Genomic DNA, 19,787 nt, shown 5'->3' with positions numbered 1-19,787 from the left:
ATCAAGGCGATGCTGGGACGAGCCTTCCTTGCCACCGCGGCCATGGCCGCCACTCTGCTCACGGCCGGCGCCGCATCGGCGCAGCAGACGCTGGAGGCGATCAAGGCGCGGGGCCAGCTGGTCTGCGGCATCGGCACCGGGGTCGCCGGCTTCGGCCTGCCGGACAGCAAGGGCGTCTGGCAAGGCATGGACGTCGATCTCTGCCGTGGCCTCGCCACCGCGATCTTCAACGACCCGAACAAGGTGCGCTTCACGCCGCTGTCTTCCTCCACCCGCTTCACCGCGCTGGGGGCCGGGGAGGTGGACGTGCTGTTCCGCACCTCAACGCAGACCATGCTGCGCGACGTGACGCTCGGCCTGCGCCATGTCGTGACCTATTTCTACGACGGCCACGGCTTCATCGTGAAGAAGGGCAGCGTCGAGAAGGTCGCCGAGATGCGCGACGCCACCATCTGCCTGGTGCAGGGCACGACCAACGAGCAGGTGACGGCCGACTACTTCCGCAGCATCAACACGCCCTTCAAGCCGGTGCTGTATGAGCGCACCGACCAAGCGGCGGCGGCGCTGCAGGCCGGCCGCTGCGACAGCTTCGGCACGGATGCCTCGCAGCTCGCCGGGGTGAAGTCGACCATGGCCAACCCGAAGGACTGGGTGATCCTGCCCGAGCGCTTCAGCAAGGAGCCCTACGGCGCCTATATCCGCCGCGACGACCAGCAATGGTTCGACGTGGTGCGCTGGTACACCACCGCGCTGATCGAGGCGGAGGAGCAGGGCATCACCCGCGCCAATGCCGAGGAGATGCGGAAGACCAGCGTCAACCCGAACACCCGCCGCCTGCTGGGCGTGACGCCGGAGCTGGGCGAGGCGTTGAAGCTCGACCGCAATTGGGCATACAACGCGGTGCGGGCGATGGGGAATTACGGCGAGATCTACGACCGCTCCTTCGGCCCCGACACGCAGATCGACCTGGCGCGCGGGCCGAACAAGCTCTGGACCCAGGGCGGGCTGATCTACGCGCTGCCGATGCGCTGATGGCCGGCTTGCCCGTGACGCTTTCCGCGGCCTAACTGCGGCGCGGGGACCGAAGGACGGCGGCATTGCGGTTGGGGTGGTTCGGCGCGCTGCTGTTGCTGGCCGGCGTGGCGCGGGCGCAGGAGGCCGAGCTGCCGCCGATGCTGGTCACCGGCACGGCCGAGCGGCCCCCGGCGCGGCGAGCGAGATCGAGGTGCCGCGCGAGGCGCTCGCCGCCCGCCCGATCGCCCGCACCGCCGAGGCGCTGGAGGCGGCGCCCGGCCTCGTCGTCACGCAGCACAGCGGCGAGGGGAAGGCGAACCAGTACTTCCTGCGCGGCTTCAACCTCGACCACGGGACCGACCTTGCGATCATGCTGGACGGCATGCCGGTCAACATGCGGACCCATGCGCATGGCCAGGGCTATGCCGACCTGAATTTCCTGATCCCCGAGCTGCTGGCCGGGATGCGGGTGCGCAAGGGCCCTACTATGCCGATGACGGCGATTTCGCCAACGCCGGCGCGCTGCGGTTGGACCTGCTGGATGCGTTGGAGCGCCCCTTCGTGCAGGGCACGGTCGGCAGCTTCGGTTACTGGCGCGGCCTCGCCGCCGGCTCGAAGGACCTCGGCGCCGGCACGCTGCTGGCGGCCGGCGAGGTCGCCACCTATCAGGGCCCCTGGCGCAACGGTGACGACCTGCGCCGGCTGAACGGGGTGCTGCGCTACAGCCAGGGCACCGCGCTGGACGGCTTCAGCCTGACCGGCATGGGCTACACCGGCCGCTGGGACTCGACCGACCAGGTGCCGGCCCGCGGCGTCTCCGCCGGCATCGTCGACCGCTTCGGCGCGATCGATCCGACCGATGGCGGGCGGGCGCAGCGCGCCAGCCTTTCGGGCCGCTATGCGGCGACCAGCGACTGGGGCACCACGCGCGTCTCCGCCTATGCCATCCGCTCGGCGCTCGACCTGTACAACAACTTCACCTACTTCCTCGACGACCCGATCAACGGCGACCAGGTCCACCAGACCGACCGGCGCTGGGTGCTGGGCGGTGAGGTGGTGCAGAGCATCCCGTGGGAGGCGCTGGGCCGCGCGGCGGAGACGCGCTTCGGCGTCCAGGCCCGGCACGACGACATCCGCCTCGGCCTGTTCCGGACCGCGGCGCGCACGGCGCTCTCGACGGTGCGGCAGGATGCGGTGCGGCAGGACAGCGTCGGGTTCTTCACCGACAGCACGGTCCGCCCGCAGGACTGGCTGCGGCTGACCGGCGGCCTGCGCGCCGACTGGGTGGGCGGCCAGGTGCGCAGCGACCTGGCGGCGAATCCCGGCGCGGCCGGCGCATGGATCGCCAGCCCGAAGGCCGGCATCGCGCTCGGGCCATGGTGGGCGACGGAATTCTTCCTCAATGCCGGCAGCGGCTTCCACAGCAACGACCTGCGCGGCGCCGCCATCCAAGTGGAGCCGGCGGACCGGCTGAGCCCGGCCTCCCGCGTGCCGCTGCTGGTGCGGGCCAAGGGGGCGGAGATCGGCGTCGCCACCCGCGCGCTGCCCGGGCTCGACAGCCGGCTGGCCGCCTTCGTGCTTGACCTCGGCTCGGAGATCCTCTTCCTCGGCGATGCCGGGACGACGGAGCCGAGCCGGGCCAGCCGGCGAATCGGGCTCGAATGGACCAACCGCTGGCAGGTGTCGCCGGCAGTTGCGCTCGACCTCGATGTTGCGGCGACGAGGGCGCGGTTCACCGAATACGACCCGGCAGGCAGCCATGTGCCCGGCGCACCCAACCTGGTGCTGGCGGCGGGGGCGAACTGGGACGAGGGTCTGGGGTGGTTCGGCGCGGCGCGGCTGCGCGTCTTCGGCCCGCGGCCGCTGACCGAGGACGGGCAGGAACGGTCCCGCACCACCGCCCTGGTCAATGCCCGCGCCGGCTACCGCCTGGAGAACGGCGTGACCCTGCGGCTGGACGTCTTCAACCTGTTCAACAGCAAGGCCAGCCAGATCGACTACTGGTATGCCTCCCGCCTGCCGGGGGAGCCGGCGGCGGGGGTGGAGGACCGGCATTTCCATCCGGTCGAGCCGCTGGCGGTGCGCTTCACCGTCGCGGCCAGCCTGTAGTATTGCCTGGGGCAGCGATTCACGTCCTGCGTGGAGTCACGCCGGACGATCGCGGCTCCTAGATCGAGCCGCCATCCACCACGAAGGTCTGCGCCGTCACCATCCGGCTGTCGTCGGCGGCCAGCCACAGCACCATGCGGGCGATATCGGGCGGGTAGAGCTTCTCCTTCAGGCATTGCCGCTCAAGTGAGGCCTCCACCGCTTCGGGCGTTGCCCAGAGCTGCTGCTGCCGCTCGGTGAAGATCCAGCCGGGCACCACTACGTTGCAGCGGATTCCGGAGGGGCCGAGGTCGCGCGCCAGGCCGCGCGCCATGCCGTGCACCGCGGCTTTGGCGGTGGTGTAGGCCGGCATGCCGCCCTGCGACTTCATCCAGGACACGCTGCCGAAGAAGACGATCGAGCCCCGCTTTTCCGCCTGCATCATCGGCGCGACCGCCTGGCTGCAGAAGAACTGGTGGCGCAGGTTGGTGTGCATGCGCTCGTCCCAGTAGTCGGGCTCCACCGTCTCCCAGCCATGCCGGTCGTCGCGGGCGGCGTTGTTGGCCAGCACGGTGATCGGGCCGAGCCGCGATGCGGCTTCCGCCACCGCGGCGCGGAGCGCGGCGATGTCGCGCAGGTCGCAATGCAGGAAGAGCGCGCCGGTGCGCTCCGCCACCTCGCGGCCATGCACGTCGTCGAAGTCGAGGAAGGCGGTGCGGGCGCCCTGGGCGGCGACTTGCGCGACTATCTCGGCGCCGATGCCGCTGGCCCCGCCGGTGACGAGGACGGTGCGGTCCTTGAGGCTCGGGTAGCGGGCGAAGCTGTCGGACATGCGGATCCTCCCGATTGGGTCCGGCTTCAAGCGTCCAGCGGCGCTGGAGTTCAACCCTGCGTCGCGGGCAATGCGCTGGCCGGATCCACCGCGGTGGAGAACCAGTTCATCGCGAAATGCAAATGTGGCCCGGTGACCCGGCCGGTGGCGCCCGAGAGGCCGATGCCCTGGCCGGCGGCAAGCGCCTCCCCCTCGGCGACATCCAGCCGCGACATATGGGCATAGAGCGTCTGCACGCCGAAGCCGTGGTCGATCACCACGGTGTTGCCGGTGAAGTAGAGGTCCATGGCCAGCAGCACCCGGCCGGCAGCGGCGGCGCGCAGCGGGGTGCCAACCGGCACCGCGACGTCGAGCCCGACATGCGGCGCCCGTGCTTCCCCGTTCAGGATGCGCTGGCTGCCATAGACGCCGCTGATGCGCCCCGTCGCCGGCCAGACGAAGCCGGCGGCGAAATGGGGCTCGGCGCTGTCCACCTTGCGCAGCGCCGCCAGGTGGTCGCGCGTCACGGATGATGCGGGCCATGGTTTCGGGCGGCGGGGTGACCATGGCGCCGGGCAGGCCCTGCAGCCGCTGCACCTGCCATTCGCGCTTCGCCACGGCCAGGCGCTGGGCGTCCGGCCGGCCGCCGGGCGGGGTGGTGGTGAGCACCGCCTCCGGCCCGTGGTCGCGGCCGAAGCCGAAGGCGTAGTCGCCGCGAGAGCCGACGCGGAGCGGGCGGCCGTCGAGGGCGAGCCTGGTGCCGGGCGGGACGCGGCCGGTGACGAGCATGCCCTGGGCATAGCCGGCGGCGCGGGCCGTGGCCGGGAGCAGCAGCAGGCCGAGCAAGGCGCGGCGAGGAAGGCCGGGGAAGGTATTCCCCGGACCCCCATCTATTTTTGTGAGTCTGCAGGTTCGACCGTCGGGTGCCAGACTCGGAGAAATAGAAGGGGGCATGGGGGGATACCCTCCCCCATTCTTTCTTTCCTTCGCTCACAGCAGCGCCCCCTGCTTCGGCTCGGCCTTCCGCTTCGGCTTCGCCCCATCCGCGGTCGCGCCCACCTGGCCATCCCCGAAGGTCACCACCAGCCGCCCGCCCGCCGGCACCGCGGCGGCCGTCGTCAGCGGCGCGCCCTCGGCGTCCGAGACCAGGGCGAAGCCGCGCGCCAGCACCGCCTGGTAGGAGACGCCCTCGAGCCGCGCCACCAGCCCGTCCAGCCGCGCCCGCTTCTCCCGCACCAGCGCCGCGACGGGCGTCGCCGAGAACCGCGCCAGGGCCGGCGCCGCCTGAGCCCGCGCCACCGCCCGGTGCAGCGCCGCGCTCCGCCGCGCATCCAGCAAGCCGAGCGCCGCGCGCCGCGCCGCCATCCCCTCGCGCGGGTGCGGCAAGCGGGGGGCGATGCGGGCGAGGGCGCCGCGCTTCCGCTCGATGAGCCCGGGCAGGGCGACCGCCAGCCGCTCGCCCCGGTCCTCAAGCCGCTGCCGCATGGCGCCGAGGATGCCGGGCAGGTCGGGCAGGCCGCGCTCCGCCATCATCAGCCGCCGCCGGGCGCGGTCGAGCAGCGACTGCCCGGCCTGCAGCAGCCGCGCCCCGGTCTGCGACAGGTCGGCCAGCAGGTCGGCCCGGGCCGGGATCGCCATCTCGGCCGCCGCCGTCGGGGTCGGCGCGCGGCGGTCGGAGGCGAAGTCGATCAAGGTCGTGTCGGTCTCGTGCCCGACCGCGCTGATCAGCGGGATGGGCGACTCGGCCACGGCGCGGACCACGATCTCCTCGTTGAAGGCCATCAGGTCCTCGAGGCTGCCTCCGCCGCGGGCCACGATGATGACGTCAGGGCGGGGCACTGGCCCTTCCGGCGGCAGCGCGCCGAGGCCGCGGATGGCGGCGGCGATCTGCTCGGCCGCGCCGGTCCCCTGCACCGGGACGGGCCAGAGCAGCAGCCGGCGCGGGAAGCGGCGCAGGATGGTGGTGCGGATGTCCTGGATGACCGCGCCGCGTTCGGAGGTGACGACGCCGATCACCCGCGGCAGCACGGCAGGGCGCGCTTCCGCGCGGGGTCGAAGAGCCCCTCCTCCAGCAGGCGCAGGCGGAGCTTCTCGATCCGCGCCAGCAGCGCGCCCTCGCCGGCATATTCCAGCCGGTCGATCACCAGCTGGTACTTCGAGCGGTCGGCATAGGTGCCGATCTTGCCGATGGCGATGACCTCGACCCCGTTCTCCGGCTTGATCGAGAGCCGCGGGACGCTGGTCTTCCAGATCACCGATTCCAGCTTGGCGCTCTCGTCCTTCAGCGAAAGATAGATGTGCCCGGAGGGGATAGCGCTTCAGCTCCGTGATCTCGCCACGGACGCGGACCCGGCCGAAGCGGTCCTCCAGCGTCCGGCGGATGGCGCCGGCGAGCTCGGAGACGGCGAATTCCGGGATGTTCGGGGCGGCCTTGGCGACCGGCGGCGTGGTGTCCATGCCGGCAGGATATGCTAGGGCCGCCCGCGGGGAGGCTGTTCCCCGGATGATTCAGATCAGGGCTGATTTGCCATGAAGGTCCTCGTGGTCGGCGGCGGCGGGCGGGAACATGCGCTGTGCTGGGCGCTGTCGGGCTCCCCGCTGCTGACTCAGCTCTGGTGCGCCCCGGGCAATGCCGGCATCGCTGAGGTCGCGGAGTGCGTCGCCATCGGCGCCGAGGACATCCCCGGCCTAGTCGGCTACGCCCGCGAGAAGGCGGTGGACCTGGTGGTGGTGGGGGCCGGAGGCGCCGCTGACCCTGGGCCTCGCCGATGCCTGCGCCGCGGCCGGGCTGCGCTGCTCGGGCCGAGCGCCGCCGCGGCGCAGCTTGAGGGCAGCAAGACCTTCACCAAGGAGGTGGCGGATGCCGCCGGCGTGCCGACCGCCGCCTGGGCCCGCTTCACCGATCCTGTGGCCGCGCGGGCCTATATCCGCGCCCAAGGCGCGCCGATCGTGGTCAAGGCCGACGGCCTGGCCGCTGGCAAGGGCGTGGTGGTGGCCGCCACCGTCGAGGAGGCCGAGGCCGCCATCGCCGAGATCATGGAGGACCGGGTGCATGGCGCCGCCGGCGCCGCCGTGGTGATCGAGGACTGCCTGGTCGGCCAGGAAGTCTCCTTCTTCGCCCTCTGCGACGGGGAGACCGCCCTGGCAATGGGTGCGGCGCAGGACCACAAGCGGGTCGGGAACGGCGATACCGGGCCGAATACCGGCGGCATGGGCGCCTATTCTGCCGCCGCCGGTCTTCACCCCGGCGCTGCACGAGCAGGTCATGGCCAAGGTGATCCGCCCGACGCTGGCCGAGATGGCGCGGCGCGGCACGCCCTTCCGCGGCGTGCTCTTCGCCGGGCTGATGGTCACGGCCGAAGGGCCGAAGCTGATCGAGTTCAACGTCCGCTTCGGCGACCCGGAATGCCAGGCGCTGATGCTGCGGCTGCGCTCAGACCTGCCGGCGGCGCTGCTGGCGGCCTGCGATGGCGAGTTGAAGAACTTCGACCTGCGCTGGGACCCGCGCCCGAGCCTCGTCGTGGTGATGGCGGCGCAAGGCTATCCCGGCGCCTATGCGAAGGGCACCGAGATCCGCGGCATCGACCGCGCCGCGGCGGTGCCGGGCGTGCAGGTCTTCCATGCCGGCACGATGCGGCGGGCGGATGGCGCGGTGCTGGCGAATGGCGGCCGTGTCCTCGGCATCGCCGCCACGGGTGATCCGGTGCAGGCAGCGCGCGACGCTGCCTATGCCGCGGTGGATGCGCTGGACTGGCCAGAGGGCTTCTGCCGGCGGGACATCGCGTATCGAGCGCTTTAGGCTGCTTGGAGGACCTGTTCGACGGGACCGTCGGCGACGACGCGTCCGGCGTCGAGGCGGATGGCGCGTGTGCACCATTCGCGGACGATGGCCATGTCGTGTGTGGCGAGGACCAGGATCTCGGCCTCGGTGACGAGCTTGGCGAGCTTCTCGCGGGCCTTGGCCATGAAGGCGGCGTCGCCGGCGAGGAACCACTCGTCCATCAGCAGCACCTCGGGCTCCATGACGGTGGCCATGGCGAAGGACAGCCGGACCTGCATGCCGGCCGAGTAGGTGCGGACGGGGACGTCGAGGAACTCGTTGAGGCCGGAGAAGGCGCCGACCTCGTCGGCCATGGCCTCGCTCTCGGCCTCCGAGAGGCCGCGGAACAGGCCGCGCAGGACGATGTTCTCCCGCCCCGTCGATTCCTGGTCCATGCCGGCGGCGGGGTCGATCAGCGAGCCGACCAGCCCGGCGACCTCGAGCCGGCCGCCGACCGGCTTCGTAGACGCCCGCCAGGGTCCGCAGCAGGGTGGTCTTGCCCGCGCCGTTGCCGCCGACGAGGGCCACGCGCTCGCCCCGGCCGATGCGGAAGCTGAGGTCGCGCAGCGCCGAGACCACGACGCGGTGCGAGGCATCCTCGCGCAGCCGCAGGGGCGACTTGGCGAGGATGCGCTTCTTCAGCGACCTCGCTCCCATGTGATAGAGCGGGAATCTGATCGTCAGGTGGTCGGCGAGGATGTGCGGCATGGGTTCGGGCCTCAGACCCAGAAGGCGATGCGGCCGCGGAAGCGGATGAAGAAGGCCATGGCGACGCCGGCGACGAGCAGGGTGTAGAGCCCGGCCGAAAGCCAGACGAGGCCGGGGACGCCGCCCTCGACCAGCGGGCCGCGGACGGTCTCCATCAGTACGTAGAAGGGGTTGAGCGGCAGCCATCTTGCCTTGTCGCCGAGCAGCTCCGGGCTTCCACAGCACCGGGGACATGAAGAAGGCCAGCTGCATCAGGCTGGCGACGATCGGGCCGATGTCGCGGAAGCGGGCGCAGAGCATGCCGAGGAAGAGGGCGACGAAGAAGGCGTTGACCACGACCAGCACCAGGCCGGGGATCAGCAGCGCGACCTCGGGCCCGGGCAGGTGCCGCAGGCGAGGAAGACCAGGAAGACCAGCGGCAGGCTGTGGGCGCCGATCAGCGCGTTGCGGAAGACGCAGCGCAGGATGTGGACCGAGAAGGGCAGCGGCACCTGGCGGATGATGCCCTCGGCGCTGGTCAGGCTGGTGCAGGCGTCGGTGACGGTCTGGGAGATCATGTTCCAGACGATCAGGGAGACCGCGATGAAGGGCAGGTAGCTGGCCGGGCCTTCATCTTGAAGAGCGAGGAGTAGAGCAGGCCCAGGCCCACCACCATGACGGCGGTGGACAGCGTCAGCCAGAAGGGGCCGAGGACGGAGCCGCGGTAGCGGTTGCGGATGTCGAGCCGGGCCAGCGCCGCCGGCAGCCGCCAGCGCCGGAGCCCGGTCGCCACGTCCTCCAGCGCCACGGCACGCCGCCGCGGCTGCGACGCGTCGCTGACATAAAGCGGGGCCGCACCATGGCGGACCGGGTAGGCTGCACCAGGGCGGGGCAGGGTGGCGTCCAGCATAGGCGAGCCTATAGAGGCGAGCGGCAACCTGCCGAAAACAATCAGTGGACATCGGCCGGTGCGAAGTCCCGCGGTTGCAAGGCCGGGGCAGGGGGAGGACACGGGTTAAGACTTTCGGCCACAGGCAAGACTTTGCTGCCGCAAAGTATTGCGATGAAGACTCGGACTTGCCGAGCCCGGGCGGAAGCGTGTAGGGCTTCAGCTTCACGGACGCAGGTCGTCCGCCTGGTCTTCGGGGCAGCCTGGAGGCACGCATCGTGGGGACGGTGCGGGTCTCGGGGGGCAGGCTTCGGAACCCGGTGTTCAAAGACCCGACGGAGCCAAAGGGGATGCCCCAAAGGATTCGGACCATCAGCGGAACCGGCTCGACCGTGCGGGGCCTTGCTGCCCGCCTGGGCCGACCCGCTATCGCCTTCTCGGTCCTTGCTTTGCTGGCTGCCTGCGGGCAGCAGGCCCAGACGCCCGCCGCAAAGCATGTGGCGGCGGTACATGGTAGCTACAACCGCCCGAGCAGCTACGACCCGCCGGGACCGGCCAGGGACCCGTGGGGTCCATACATCCGTGACGCCTCGCGCCGGTTCGACGTGCCGGAGCGCTGGATCCGCGAGGTCATGCGCCAGGAATCCGGCGGCCGCACCGGCGCCACCAGCCCGGTCGGCGCGATGGGGCTGATGCAGGTCATGCCCGGCACCTATCGCAGGCCTGCGCAGCCGCTACGGTTTCGGAGACGACCCCTACCATCCCTATGACAGCATCATGGCGGGTGCCGCCTATATCCGGGAGATGTACGACCTCTACGGCTCGCCTGCCTTCCTGGCCGCCTACAATGCCGGGCCGCGGCGGCTTGAGGACTATCTCTGGAACAACCGGGGCCTGCCGAACGAGACGCGCAATTACGTCGCCCGCATCGGCCCCAACATCATCGCCCACCACCTCGTCGAAGCGCGCGGCGCCGGAGATCTACGCGGCGGCCGAGATCCCGCTGAACATCCCGGCTGGGCCGCGGCGGATGGACAGCGCCACCATGCTGGCCCTGCGGGAGCAGCGGGACGCCCAGCAGCCCGGCATCACCCCGACGGTGCTGGCCGGCACGGTGGTGCGGATGGACCCCATCCCGGACGGCAGCACCTCGGAGCCGCCGATCCAGGTCGCCTCGCTCGGGCCGGTGGTGCGCATGGACCCGATCCCGGATGGCAGCACCTCCGCCCCGCCCGCGCCGCGCGGGGAGGTGGTCCGGATGGAGCCGATTCCGAACCCGCCGGTTGCTGAACCGGTCGCGAGCCCGCGCGTGGCCGAGCCGATGCCGCCGCCCCGCTCCGTCGCTCCGTCGCGCGCCGCGGCGCCGCCGGCACGGACCCAGGTCGCCGCCCTGGCTCTGCCGCCCGCGGCACCACCGACGCGACCCACCCCGGCGGTTCAGTCCGGCCCGGCGCGGGGCTTCGCCCTGCTCGGCACCGCCCAGGCCTCGACGCTGCCGAATGCGGCGATCCGTCCGGCCGTCGCCCGCGGGCCGGCGCCCGCCGCCACCCTCGCGGGCGGCTGGGCGGTGCAGGTCGGCGCCTTCGCCAACCCGACCCAGGCGCGCGGCGCGGCCGTGGCGGCGCAGGATGCCGCTGGTGGCCGCTCCTCGGTGCAGCCGGTGACCGCCGGCCGCGCCACCCTGTACCGCGCCCGTGTTACCGGACTGTCCCAGCCGGCGGCCCAGGCCGCCTGCGACCGGCTGAAGCGTAAGGGCGCCTGCATCGTCCTCTCGCCCGACGCCCAGGGCTAGGAGCCGGGGCGCCGTACCGGACCTGAGGTGACCACCAGGCGAGATCCTGGGGTCGCCTCCGCCGCTCCTGGCGATCCACCCGTCATGTCACGCGATCCTGCTGCCTCCCCCGGCTGGCAGGGCTGGACCGCGCGCGCCCCCCGGTGGAATCAGCCAGGGCCGTGATCGGATCGGAGGAGCATGCATGTCAGACGCCGCCCTGGAGTCCGGCCCTGCCGGTCCCGCTTCCTGGCTTCCCCACGCCTGGTCCCCTGCCGCCGCCCTCTCCCTGGGCGGCGAGGGTGAGGATGACGAGGACGCCCTCGATGAGGAGGACGAGTTCGAGGACGACGACGACCTCGACGAGGATGAGGATGAGGAATCCGACGAGGACGAGGATGACCTCGACGAGGATGAGGATCTCGACGACCTCGACGAGGATGAGGCCGAGGACTGAGCCACCCGTCCCGCCTCCGGCCGCGGTGGCCTTGACGGGCCGGCCCCCTTGCTGTCATCCCGCCGCTCGCTCAGGCTGCAGCGGGAAAGACCAAGCCTTGGGGAGAAGTCCATGACTGCCGATGCCGCGCCGGCGAATGCCGGATCTCGCGTCGCTCGATGCGCTGGTGCGGCCGCGTTCGGTCGCCATCATCGGCGCCTCGGACGAGCCCGCCCGGATCGGCGGCCGGCCGATCGCCTACATGAAGGAGCGCGGCTTCCAGGGCGAGATCTGGCCGGTCAACCCGAAGCGGGCGACCGTGCAGGGTCTGCCGGCCTTCGCCTCGGTCGAAGAGCGCGCCGGCCGCGCCGGACGTGGCGATCATCGCCGTCCCGGCCGAGCATGCGATCCCGACGTTGGACTCGCTCGGGAAGAAGGGCTGTCGCGCGGTCATCGTCTTCTCCGCCGGCTTCGCGGAGATGGACGCGACCGGCGCCGAGGCGCAGGACCGGCTGACCGCCGTTGCCAAGCGCCACGGCATAAGGTTGCTGGGCCCGAACTGCCTCGGCGTCTTCAACGACAGCATCCGCTTCTACGGCACCTTCACCGCCAGCTTCGAGAAGGGCTGGCCGGTCCCCGGGCGGATCGGCGTGGCGTCGCAGTCCGGCGCCTATGGCACGCATGTCTTCGCAGCGGCGCTCGACCGGGGCCTCGGCATGCAGGTCTGCATCACCACGGGCAACGAGGCGGAGGTCGCGCTCGGCGACGTGCTGGGCTGGATGGCGCAGGCGCCGGAGGTTGACGTGATCTGCGCCTATGCCGAGGGCATCCGCGAGAGCGCGCAATCTCGTCGCAGCGCTCGAACTGGCGCGGCGCAACCGCAAGCCGGTGGTCATGATGAAGGTCGGGCGGTCGCAGCTCGGCGGCGCCGCGGCGCAGTCGCACACCGCCTCCATCGCCGGCGACGACGCGGTGACCCAGGCGGTGCTGGACGAGTTTGGCGTGGTGCGGGCGCGGACGACGGAGGAGATGCTCGACATCGCCTATGCGGCGTCGCGGCGCATCTACCCCGCGCGCAACACGCTTGGCGTCCTGACGGTGAGCGGCGGCGCCGGCGTGCTGATCTCGGACGCGGCCGAGGCCGCCGGAATCGCCATGCCGCCGATGCCGGAGGCGGCGCAGGAGAAGCTGCGCGCGCTGGTCCCCTTCTGCGCCCCGCGCAACCCCGTGGACTGCACCGCGCAGGTCACCAACAACCTGCCGCTGATCACCGAATTCGCCGAGAGCGTGGCGACCGATGGCGGCTACACCTCGATCCTGTCCTTCTGGTCGCAGACCGCGGCGGGGCGCAGCGTCGGTCCCAGCCTGCACCAGCAGATGCGCGCGATCCGCGCGGCGCATCCGGACCGGTTGTGGGTGATGTCCATGCTGGCGCCGAACAAGACGGCGGAATACGAGGCCGATGGCTGGGTCTGCTTCGAGGACCCGTCGCGCGCGGTGACCGCGATCGCTGCCATGGGGCAGTTCGGCGCCTCCTTCGCCAAGGCCGAGGAGCCGCGCGCCGAGGTGCCGCTGCCGAAGGTAGTACTGCCGGAGACGACGCCGTCGGAAGCGGTGGCCAAGGCGCTGCTGGCCGAGGCTGGCGTGCCCGCGGTGCCGGAGCATGCCTGTTCGGACAGCGAGGCGGCGGTCGCTGCCGCCGCGCAGATCGGCTACCCGGTCGTGCTCAAGATCCTGTCGCCCGACATCCTGCACAAGAGCGAGATCGGCGGCGTGCTGCTGGACATCGCCAATGCCGAGCAGGTGAAGCAAGGCTTCGCCACCTTGCTCGACCGCGCCTGGCATCACGCGCCGGCGGCGCGGATCGAGGGCGTGCTGGTGGCGAAGCAGATCAAGGGCGCGGTCGAGATGGCGCTCGGCGTCTTCCGCGACCCGGTCTTCGGGCCCGTCGCCATGGTCGGCCTGGGCGGCATCTTCATCGAGGTGCTGAAGGACGTGTCCTTCCGCCGCTGCCCCTTCGATACCACCGAGGCCGAGCGGATGATCCGCAGCCTGCGCGGCTTCCCGCTGCTGGACGGCGCGCGCGGCCGGCCGAAGGCCGATGTGGCGGCGCTGGCGAAGGCGCTCTCGGCGCTGTCGGCCTTCGCCGCCGCGGCCGGGCCGCGGCTGGCGGGCGTCGATGTGAACCCGCTGCTGGTGCTGCCGGAAGGGCAGGGCTGCTTCGCCGCCGACGCGGTCATCGAACTCGCAGGGGAGACGCACTGAGATGGCACTGAACTACGACCACCTCATGAACTATCCCATCCCCGAGGTGCGGCAGGTGCTGCGCTGGCAGGATGTGGCGCTGTACAACTTCTCCGTCGGGCTCGGCCAGGACCCGATGGACGAGCAGCAGCTCGACTTCCTGTATGAGCCGCGGCTGAAGGTCATGCCGTCGATGCCGGTGGTGCTGGCCTCTCCCGGCTTCTGGTCGCGCAACCCGGATACCGGCATCGTCTGGCAGCAAATCCTGCACGGCGAGCAGGGCCTCGTGCTGCACGCGCCGCTGCCGACCGAGGGCGAGGTGGTCGGCCGGTCCCGCATTACCGGCATCGTCGATCGCGGCGAGGGCAAGGGCGCGCTGATGTACTCCGAGCGCGAGATCCGCGACGCGAAGACCGGCGCGCTGCTGGCGACCGCGACCTCCACCAGCTTCCTCCGCGGCAATGGCGGCTTCGGCGGCCCGACCGGCCCGGTGAAGCAGCCGCATCCGGAACCCGACCGCGCGCCGGACGTCACGCTCGACCTGGCGACGCGGCCGGAACAGGCGCTGGTCTATCGCCTCAACAGCGATCTCAATCCACTGCATATCGACCCCGCGGTGGCGAAGCAGGCCGGCTTCCCGCGTCCGATCCTGCATGGGCTCTGCACCTTCGGCACCATCTGCCACGCGCTGCTGCGCGAGATGTGCGGCTATGACACCGCCCGCTTCGGCCGGATGGACCTGCGCTTCTCCTCGCCCGTCTTCCCGGGCGAGACGATCCGCACCGAGATCTGGAAGGAGGATGGCGGCGCCGCCTTCCGCGCCCGCGTGGTCGAGCGCGACAAGGTGGTGGTGAGCAACGGGCTGTTCCACTACGCCTGAGTGCCATCCGATGACCGGGGCGGCGTGGCCGCGCAGGTCTGGATAGGACGGGCTTTGGAACGAGAGATGTGGACAGGCGGGCCGATCGTCGTCTTCGATACCGAGACCACCGGCGCCGCGACCGGCGACCGCGTAGTCTCGCTCGGCGCGGTGCGGCTGGATGCGGCGCTGGAGCCGGAAGCGACGCTGCATCTCGCCTTCGCCCCCGGCATCCCCTGCCATTGGGGCGCCATCCGGGTGCATGGGATGAGCGACGCCTTCCTCGCCTTGCATCCGCCCTTCGCCGAGCACGCCGCCGAGGTCGCCGATTTCTTTGGCGGCCATGCCGCGGCGGCGCACAACATGCCCTTCGACCGGCGCCTGCTGGGCGGGGAGTTCGAGCGGCTCGGCCTGCCCGCGCCCTGGGGCACGGCGCATTGCACCCTGCAGCTCTGGCGCCGGGCGCATCCCGGGCAGCGCGCCGGCCTGGCGCATGCCGCCGCCGCCTGCGGCCTCGGGCGGGAGACGGCGCTGCACGGCGCGCTCGAGGATGCCTGGCTGGCGGCCAACCTGTTGCGGGTGTTGCACGACCTGCCGCCGCTGCCGATGCGGCTGCACGGGATCACGAACAGTCCCGCCGGGGTCGAGGTCTTCGCCTGATCCGCCGCCGGGACTGGACCGGGCGCCGCCCGCGGTTTACCTGAGTGGCCGGTCCGGGAGGGTACGGATGATCAACAAGATCGTGCAGTCGGTCGCGGATGCGCTGGCTGGGGTGAAGGATGGCTCCACCGTGCTGATCGGCGGCTTCGGCTCGGTCGGTCAGCCCGACGTGCTGATCGAGGGGCTGATCGAGCAGGGCGCCAGCAATCTCACCGCCGTGCTGAACAATGCCGGCGTCGGCCGCATCGGCGTGGCGCGGCTGATGGAGCTCGGCCGGGTCCGCAAGATCGTCTGCTCCTTCCCCCGCAGCAGCGACCCCGTTGTTTTCGAGACGCTCTACCGCGAGGGAAAGATAGAGCTGGAGATCGTGCCGCAGGGCACCTTGGCCGAGCGCATCCGCGCCGCCGGCGCCGGCATCCCCGCCTTCTACACCGCGACCGCCGCCGGCACGAAGCTGGAGCAGGGCAAGGAGACGCGCGAGTTTGAGGGCAAGCGCTACGTGATGGAGCGGGCGCTGCCCGGCGATGTCGCGCTGATCGAGGCCTGGGAGGCGGATCGCTGGGGTAACCTCGTCTACCGGGGCTCCGGCGCCAACTTCAACCCGGTGATGGCGATGGCGGCCGAGCTGACCATCGCCCAGGTGCAGCACATCCGTGGACTGGGCGAGCTGCACCCGCACATGATCATGACTCCCGGCGTCTATGTGAACCGCGTGGTCCAGGTGGATCGCGGCGGCGACTGGCTGACCCCTGAGGCGAGCTGAGAGGAGCGCGCGCACATGCCCTTCACCCGCGACCAGATGGCCGCCCGCCTCGCCGACGACGTGCCGGAAGGTTGGTGCGTCAACCTCGGCATCGGCATCCCGACCATGGTGGCCAACCACGTCCCGCCGACGCGGGAGGTGATCTTCCAGTCGGAGAACGGCGTCATTGGCATGGGCCCGGCCCCGGCCAAGGGCACGAGGACCCCTGGCTGATCAATGCCGGCAAGCAGCTGATCACGCTCGCCAAGGGCGCGTCCTTCGTCGGCCATGCCGATAGCTTCGCGATGATCCGCGGCGGCCATATCGACCTCTGCGTGCTCGGCGCCTTCGAGGTCGCGGAGAATGGCGACCTGGCGAATTGGGCGACCTCCGAGAACGACACCGCCCCCGCGGTCGGCGGCGCGATGGACCTGGCGGCCGGGGCCAAGCGGCTCTGGGTGATCATGGAGCACACGACGAAGGACGGCCGCTCGAAGCTGGTGGAGCGCTGCGGCTATCCGCTGACCGGGCTCGCCTGCGTGCGCCGGGTCTATACCAACCTGGCGGTGCTCGACGTGGTGCCGGAGAAGGGCTTCGTCGTGGTCGACCTGGCGCCGGGCGTGACGCTCGACGAGCTGCGCGCGAAGACCGCCGCCACCCTTCACACGAACTGAACCCCGGGGTTCCGAAGACCTTGGGAAGGCCAGGGAGGGCGACGCCCTCCCCGGGTATTGGGAGCAGAGCCGCATGAGCGCCGCCGAACAGGACGACCGCGCGGAATCCATCCGCATGATCCGCGACAGCGCCGCCGCGCTGGCGCCGCCCAGCGGCGACCTGAAGCGCATCCGCGACCTGCGCTTCCAGGATCCCGGCTTCGATGCCGGGCTGTTCCGCCAGATGGGCGAGATGGGCTGGATCGGCCTCCGGGTGCCGGAGGCGCTGGGCGGCGCCGGCCTCGGCCTCGGCGAGATGTGCGCCCTGGCCGAGGAACTGGGCGGCGCCTTGGTGCCGGAGCCGCTGATCGCCGCCTCCCTCTCCGCCCAAGTCCTGGCGGCGGCCGAGCGCCACGGCGCGCTGCCGGTGCTGCTGGCCGGGGAGGTCCTGGTGCTGACTGCCTGGCAGGAGCGGCCCGACACGCTGGAGGTGCCCGGCACGCCGGAGGCGCCGCGGCGCTTTCTGCCGATGGCCGCCGGCGCGGATTTCTTCCTGGTGCCGGTGCGCGAAGGCGGGAAGCTCGCGCTGTATGAGCTGCCGGCGGCGCGCTGCGTGCCGACGGTCGAGCGCACCCAGGATGGCGGCAATCTCGGCAGCATCGTGCCTAACCTGGCCGAGGGCACGAAGCTCGCGGACGACATCGGCCCGGTGCTGGCCGATGCACTCGACGAGGCGGCGCTGGTGACCGCGGCCTACTTGCTGGGCGGGATGGAGCGGGCCTTCGGCATGACGCTCGACTACCTCCGCACCCGGCAGCAGTTCGGCAAGATCATCGGCACCTTCCAGGCGCTGCAGCATCGCGCCGCCAACCTGAAGATGCAGATCGCGCTGACCCGCGCCAGCATCGAGGCCGCGGCGGCGACGCTGGACGCCGGTGCCACCGGCGATGCGCGCCGCGCCGCCGTGTCCCGCGCCAAGGCCCGCGCGGCGGAGGCCAGCCTGCTGGTGCAGCGCGAATGCATCCAGCTGCATGGCGGCATCGGCTATACCGACCAGTACGACGTGGGCCTTTACCTGCGGAAGGCCATGGTGATGGCCAACCAGTATGGCAGCGCGACGCTGCACCGCCGTCGCTTCATGGCGACCAGCCCGGAGGTCGAGGAATGAGCGAGACTTCGGTGACACGCCTGATCGAGGAGCGCGACGGCGCGGTCCTCATCCTCACCATCGACCAGCCGGCGCGGCGCAACGCGCTGGCCATGCCGATCCGCACCGCGATGATCGCGGCGCTGGAGCAGGCGCAGGCGAACCGCGAGGTCCGCGCGGTGGTGATCACCGGCTCGGGTGGCCATTTCTGCTCGGGCGGCGACATCTCCGGCATGGACGTGGACAGCGCGCTGGCGGGGCGGGAGCGCATGCGGCTCTCGCACCAGCTGATCCGGCTGATGGTGATGGGCAGCCTGCCCGTGGTCGCGGCGGTCGAGGGCTTCTGCGTCGGCGCCGGGCTCTCGCTCGCCTGCGCCTCGGACACCGTCGTGGCGTCGGAGGAGGCGCGCTTCGCCGCGGGCTTCGGCAAGATCGGGCTGATGGCCGATCTCGGCCTGCCGCATACCCTGCCGATGCGCGTCGGCCAGGGCAGGGCGCGGCAGATCCTGCTCTACCACGGGCAGATGAGCGCGCCGGAAGCGGAGCGCATCGGCATCGTCGACCATGTCGTGCCGAAGGGCCACGCGCTGGCGACGGCGCTGGAGAAGGCGCGCTTCCTCGCCGAGCAGGCGCCGGCGCCGATGGCGCTGACCAAGCAGATGCTGGGCGAGGGCCTCGACCGCGCGCTGGAGCAGGAACGCCACTTCCAGTCGACGCTGTTCCTGACGGAAGACTTCAAGGAAGGCCGCGCCGCCTTCCTCGGCAAGCGTACGCCCGCCTTCAAGGGGAACTGAGATGGACGCCATCCGCATCCCGCCGCCGGCCGAGCTCGACGGCCTCGACGACGAGCATTTCCGCCATGTCGTGCGCGCCTTCCTGCACGAGAACTACCCGGAAGCGCTGCGCAACCCGCCGAAGCGCCTGCACTGGAGCGAGAACAAGCCCTGGTACATGACGCTGGCCGAGAAGGGCTGGCTCTGCCCCGGCTGGCCGCAGGAACATGGCGGACTTGGCCTGTCGCCAGGCAAGCAGATCATCCTGACCGAGGAATACGAGCGCTACGGCGTCGCCCGCACCAACGACCACGGCATCGTCATGCTCGGCCCGCTGGTGATCAAGTACGGGACGGAGGAGCAGAAGCGCCGCTTCCTGCCGAAGATCCTGACCGGCGAGCATATCTGGTGCCAGGGCTATTCCGAGCCGAATGCCGGCTCCGACCTGGCCGCGCTGCGGACCGAGGCGGTGCTGGACGGCGACCACTATGTCGTCAACGGCCAGAAGATCTGGACCACGCTGGCGATGGACGCCAACTGGATCTTCCTGCTGGTCCGCACCGACAAGAATGCCAAGAAGCAGGAGGGCATCTCCTTCCTCCTCGTGGACATGAATACGCCCGGCATCACCGTGCGTCCCATCATCAACCTCGAGATGCATGACGAGTTCTGCGAGACCTTCTTCGACAATGTCCGCGTGCCGAAGGAGAACCTGGTCGGCCAGCTCAACAAGGGCTGGGACATGGCCAAGGCGCTGCTCGGCTTCGAGCGCATCTTCCTCGGCTCCCCGCGCCAGTCGGGCTACGCGCTCTCGCGGCTGAAGATCCTCGCCGAGCGCATGGGCTGCTGGGAGGACGCGCAGTTCCAGGACAGCTACGCGCGCCTCCGGCTGGAATTCGAGGATCTGAAGGCGCTGTATGGCACCTTCGTGGACCGGCTGAAGCGCGGCCAGTCGCTCGGCCCCGATGTCTCCATGCTGAAGATCCTGCAGACCGAGCTTTTCCAGAAGATCACCGACTGCATGCTGGATATCGCCGGCGAGAATGCCGGGCTGCTCGAGCCGATGGAGGGCAACCGCGACCTCAACATCGGCGGCCTCTACATCCAGGCCCGGCCGGCGACGATCTATGGCGGCAGCAACGAGATCCAGCGGAACATCCTGAGCAAGAACGTGCTGGAACTGCCGGGGTGAT

The 19,787-nt window shown here is 71.1% G+C and carries 20 protein-coding genes and 7 pseudogenes; 19 read left to right on the top strand and 8 right to left on the bottom strand.

What is annotated here, in order from left to right; genetic code table 11:
- The first annotated feature begins 9 nt into the window (after positions 1 to 9).
- The 3 genes from ACQ86J_RS13620 (at position 10) to ACQ86J_RS13610 (ending at position 3,123) form a co-directional block, all read left to right on the top strand.
- Positions 10 to 1,032, top strand: a complete 1,023-nt coding sequence (locus ACQ86J_RS13620) for an amino acid ABC transporter substrate-binding protein (RefSeq protein WP_431271523.1) — start codon at positions 10 to 12, stop codon at positions 1,030 to 1,032.
- Positions 1,033 to 1,225: 193 nt separating this feature from the next.
- Positions 1,226 to 1,720, top strand: a complete 495-nt coding sequence (locus ACQ86J_RS13615) for a TonB-dependent receptor plug domain-containing protein (protein WP_431271522.1) — start codon at positions 1,226 to 1,228, stop codon at positions 1,718 to 1,720.
- Between the two features lie 5 nt (positions 1,721 to 1,725).
- Entirely contained in the window at positions 1,726 to 3,123 is a 1,398-nt protein-coding gene (locus ACQ86J_RS13610; RefSeq protein ID WP_431272396.1) for a TonB-dependent receptor, read from the top strand.
- A 58-nt stretch (positions 3,124 to 3,181) separates the two neighbouring features.
- Here ACQ86J_RS13610 and ACQ86J_RS13605 read toward each other — a convergent pair whose 3' ends face one another.
- The 3 genes and pseudogenes from ACQ86J_RS13605 to xseA form a co-directional block, all read right to left on the bottom strand.
- On the bottom strand, positions 3,182 to 3,934 hold the full coding sequence (locus ACQ86J_RS13605; RefSeq protein ID WP_431271521.1) for an SDR family NAD(P)-dependent oxidoreductase: 753 nt from the start codon (positions 3,932 to 3,934) through the stop codon (positions 3,182 to 3,184).
- A 50-nt stretch (positions 3,935 to 3,984) separates the two neighbouring features.
- Complete coding sequence (locus ACQ86J_RS13600) at positions 3,985 to 4,440, bottom strand: M23 family metallopeptidase (protein WP_431271520.1); 456 nt, start codon at positions 4,438 to 4,440, stop codon at positions 3,985 to 3,987.
- 463 nt (positions 4,441 to 4,903) lie between these two features.
- Positions 4,904 to 6,370 (bottom strand): annotated as a pseudogene (gene xseA / locus ACQ86J_RS13595) (exodeoxyribonuclease VII large subunit).
- A 72-nt stretch (positions 6,371 to 6,442) separates the two neighbouring features.
- Between xseA and ACQ86J_RS13590 the strand changes: the two are divergent.
- Together ACQ86J_RS13590 and ACQ86J_RS13585 are read left to right on the top strand one after the other, a co-directional pair.
- Positions 6,443 to 7,087, top strand: a pseudogene (locus ACQ86J_RS13590) (phosphoribosylamine--glycine ligase); the annotation flags it as partial.
- A 91-nt stretch (positions 7,088 to 7,178) separates the two neighbouring features.
- On the top strand, positions 7,179 to 7,712 hold the full coding sequence (locus tag ACQ86J_RS13585; protein WP_431271519.1) for a phosphoribosylamine--glycine ligase: 534 nt from the start codon (positions 7,179 to 7,181) through the stop codon (positions 7,710 to 7,712).
- On the opposite strand, the gene ACQ86J_RS13580 is transcribed toward ACQ86J_RS13585, so the two are convergent.
- The 5 genes and pseudogenes from ACQ86J_RS13580 to ACQ86J_RS13560 all read right to left on the bottom strand — a co-directional run bounded on the left by ACQ86J_RS13580 (position 7,709) and on the right by ACQ86J_RS13560 (position 9,330).
- On the bottom strand, positions 7,709 to 8,128 hold the full coding sequence (locus ACQ86J_RS13580; protein WP_431271518.1) for an ABC transporter ATP-binding protein: 420 nt from the start codon (positions 8,126 to 8,128) through the stop codon (positions 7,709 to 7,711). The genes ACQ86J_RS13585 and ACQ86J_RS13580 overlap by 4 nt on opposite strands.
- A 112-nt stretch (positions 8,129 to 8,240) precedes the next feature.
- A pseudogene (locus tag ACQ86J_RS13575) lies at positions 8,241 to 8,390 on the bottom strand (ABC transporter ATP-binding protein); the annotation flags it as partial.
- A gap of 62 nt (positions 8,391 to 8,452) precedes the next feature.
- Positions 8,453 to 8,596, bottom strand: a complete 144-nt coding sequence (locus ACQ86J_RS13570; RefSeq protein WP_431271517.1) for a hypothetical protein — start codon at positions 8,594 to 8,596, stop codon at positions 8,453 to 8,455.
- A 201-nt stretch (positions 8,597 to 8,797) separates the two neighbouring features.
- Complete coding sequence (locus tag ACQ86J_RS13565) at positions 8,798 to 8,998, bottom strand: hypothetical protein (RefSeq protein ID WP_431271516.1); 201 nt, start codon at positions 8,996 to 8,998, stop codon at positions 8,798 to 8,800.
- An 11-nt stretch (positions 8,999 to 9,009) separates the two neighbouring features.
- Entirely contained in the window at positions 9,010 to 9,330 is a 321-nt protein-coding gene (locus ACQ86J_RS13560) for a hypothetical protein (RefSeq protein WP_431271515.1), read from the bottom strand.
- A 611-nt stretch (positions 9,331 to 9,941) separates the two neighbouring features.
- Between ACQ86J_RS13560 and ACQ86J_RS13555 the strand changes: the two genes are divergently transcribed.
- The 14 genes and pseudogenes from ACQ86J_RS13555 (at position 9,942) to ACQ86J_RS13490 (ending at position 19,786) form a co-directional block, all read left to right on the top strand.
- On the top strand, positions 9,942 to 10,079 hold the full coding sequence (locus tag ACQ86J_RS13555) for a lytic transglycosylase domain-containing protein (protein ID WP_431271514.1): 138 nt from the start codon (positions 9,942 to 9,944) through the stop codon (positions 10,077 to 10,079).
- Positions 10,080 to 10,086: 7 nt separating this feature from the next.
- Positions 10,087 to 10,143 (top strand): annotated as a pseudogene (locus tag ACQ86J_RS13550) (hypothetical protein); the annotation flags it as partial.
- A 13-nt stretch (positions 10,144 to 10,156) separates the two neighbouring features.
- A complete protein-coding gene (locus ACQ86J_RS13545) occupies positions 10,157 to 11,101 on the top strand; it encodes an SPOR domain-containing protein (RefSeq protein WP_431271513.1) in 945 nt (314 codons plus the stop codon).
- A gap of 184 nt (positions 11,102 to 11,285) precedes the next feature.
- Complete coding sequence (locus ACQ86J_RS13540; protein ID WP_431271512.1) at positions 11,286 to 11,537, top strand: hypothetical protein; 252 nt, start codon at positions 11,286 to 11,288, stop codon at positions 11,535 to 11,537.
- Positions 11,538 to 11,658: 121 nt separating this feature from the next.
- Positions 11,659 to 11,811 (top strand): annotated as a pseudogene (locus ACQ86J_RS13535) (hypothetical protein); the annotation flags it as partial.
- Positions 11,812 to 11,890: 79 nt separating this feature from the next.
- Positions 11,891 to 12,328: pseudogene (locus ACQ86J_RS13530) on the top strand (CoA-binding protein); the annotation flags it as partial.
- Between the two features lie 4 nt (positions 12,329 to 12,332).
- On the top strand, positions 12,333 to 13,781 hold the full coding sequence (locus ACQ86J_RS13525; RefSeq protein WP_431271511.1) for an acetate--CoA ligase family protein: 1,449 nt from the start codon (positions 12,333 to 12,335) through the stop codon (positions 13,779 to 13,781).
- A gap of 1 nt (position 13,782) precedes the next feature.
- A complete protein-coding gene (locus tag ACQ86J_RS13520) occupies positions 13,783 to 14,640 on the top strand; it encodes a MaoC/PaaZ C-terminal domain-containing protein (protein ID WP_431271510.1) in 858 nt (285 codons plus the stop codon).
- A 66-nt stretch (positions 14,641 to 14,706) separates the two neighbouring features.
- Positions 14,707 to 15,279 carry a 3'-5' exonuclease gene (locus ACQ86J_RS13515; protein WP_431271509.1) on the top strand — a complete coding sequence of 191 codons (573 nt, stop codon included), beginning with the start codon at positions 14,707 to 14,709 and terminating at the stop codon, positions 15,277 to 15,279.
- Between the two features lie 67 nt (positions 15,280 to 15,346).
- Positions 15,347 to 16,042, top strand: coding sequence for a 3-oxoacid CoA-transferase subunit A (locus tag ACQ86J_RS13510; protein WP_431271508.1), 696 nt, complete (start codon positions 15,347 to 15,349; stop codon positions 16,040 to 16,042).
- A gap of 15 nt (positions 16,043 to 16,057) precedes the next feature.
- A pseudogene (locus tag ACQ86J_RS13505) lies at positions 16,058 to 16,695 on the top strand (3-oxoacid CoA-transferase subunit B).
- Between the two features lie 73 nt (positions 16,696 to 16,768).
- Positions 16,769 to 17,842, top strand: a complete 1,074-nt coding sequence (locus tag ACQ86J_RS13500; RefSeq protein WP_431271507.1) for an acyl-CoA dehydrogenase family protein — start codon at positions 16,769 to 16,771, stop codon at positions 17,840 to 17,842.
- Complete coding sequence (locus tag ACQ86J_RS13495; RefSeq protein ID WP_431271506.1) at positions 17,839 to 18,615, top strand: enoyl-CoA hydratase/isomerase family protein; 777 nt, start codon at positions 17,839 to 17,841, stop codon at positions 18,613 to 18,615. Before ACQ86J_RS13500 ends, ACQ86J_RS13495 begins: the two co-directional genes overlap by 4 nt.
- Position 18,616: 1 nt before the next feature.
- Positions 18,617 to 19,786, top strand: coding sequence for an acyl-CoA dehydrogenase family protein (locus ACQ86J_RS13490; RefSeq protein WP_431271505.1), 1,170 nt, complete (start codon positions 18,617 to 18,619; stop codon positions 19,784 to 19,786).
- Position 19,787: the final 1 nt, after the last annotated feature.

It is taken from the genome of Dankookia sp. P2, assembly GCF_050632255.1.
In the GTDB taxonomy this organism is placed as follows: domain Bacteria; phylum Pseudomonadota; class Alphaproteobacteria; order Acetobacterales; family Acetobacteraceae; genus Paracraurococcus.
The sequence above is the reverse complement of the archived record's forward strand: the minus strand, read 5'-3'. Positions and strand labels throughout refer to the sequence as shown.

Excerpts from the sequence above, each read along its gene's own strand:
- ACQ86J_RS13495 (WP_431271506.1), top strand. The coding sequence starts at position 17,839 with ATGAGCGAGACTTCGGTGACACGCCTGATCGAGGAGCGCGACGGCGCG.
- ACQ86J_RS13560 (WP_431271515.1), bottom strand. The coding sequence starts at position 9,330 with ATGCTGGACGCCACCCTGCCCCGCCCTGGTGCAGCCTACCCGGTCCGC.
- ACQ86J_RS13490 (WP_431271505.1), top strand. The coding sequence starts at position 18,617 with ATGGACGCCATCCGCATCCCGCCGCCGGCCGAGCTCGACGGCCTCGAC.
- ACQ86J_RS13570 (WP_431271517.1), bottom strand. The coding sequence starts at position 8,596 with ATGGAGACCGTCCGCGGCCCGCTGGTCGAGGGCGGCGTCCCCGGCCTC.
- ACQ86J_RS13620 (WP_431271523.1), top strand. The coding sequence starts at position 10 with ATGCTGGGACGAGCCTTCCTTGCCACCGCGGCCATGGCCGCCACTCTG.
- ACQ86J_RS13500 (WP_431271507.1), top strand. The coding sequence starts at position 16,769 with ATGAGCGCCGCCGAACAGGACGACCGCGCGGAATCCATCCGCATGATC.
- ACQ86J_RS13540 (WP_431271512.1), top strand. The coding sequence starts at position 11,286 with ATGTCAGACGCCGCCCTGGAGTCCGGCCCTGCCGGTCCCGCTTCCTGG.
- ACQ86J_RS13605 (WP_431271521.1), bottom strand. The coding sequence starts at position 3,934 with ATGTCCGACAGCTTCGCCCGCTACCCGAGCCTCAAGGACCGCACCGTC.
- ACQ86J_RS13525 (WP_431271511.1), top strand. The coding sequence starts at position 12,333 with ATGCCGAGGGCATCCGCGAGAGCGCGCAATCTCGTCGCAGCGCTCGAA.
- ACQ86J_RS13580 (WP_431271518.1), bottom strand. The coding sequence starts at position 8,128 with ATGGACCAGGAATCGACGGGGCGGGAGAACATCGTCCTGCGCGGCCTG.
- ACQ86J_RS13520 (WP_431271510.1), top strand. The coding sequence starts at position 13,783 with ATGGCACTGAACTACGACCACCTCATGAACTATCCCATCCCCGAGGTG.
- ACQ86J_RS13510 (WP_431271508.1), top strand. The coding sequence starts at position 15,347 with ATGATCAACAAGATCGTGCAGTCGGTCGCGGATGCGCTGGCTGGGGTG.
- ACQ86J_RS13585 (WP_431271519.1), top strand. The coding sequence starts at position 7,179 with ATGGCCAAGGTGATCCGCCCGACGCTGGCCGAGATGGCGCGGCGCGGC.
- ACQ86J_RS13565 (WP_431271516.1), bottom strand. The coding sequence starts at position 8,998 with ATGATCTCCCAGACCGTCACCGACGCCTGCACCAGCCTGACCAGCGCC.
- ACQ86J_RS13515 (WP_431271509.1), top strand. The coding sequence starts at position 14,707 with ATGTGGACAGGCGGGCCGATCGTCGTCTTCGATACCGAGACCACCGGC.
- ACQ86J_RS13555 (WP_431271514.1), top strand. The coding sequence starts at position 9,942 with ATGCGCCAGGAATCCGGCGGCCGCACCGGCGCCACCAGCCCGGTCGGC.
- ACQ86J_RS13545 (WP_431271513.1), top strand. The coding sequence starts at position 10,157 with ATGCCGGGCCGCGGCGGCTTGAGGACTATCTCTGGAACAACCGGGGCC.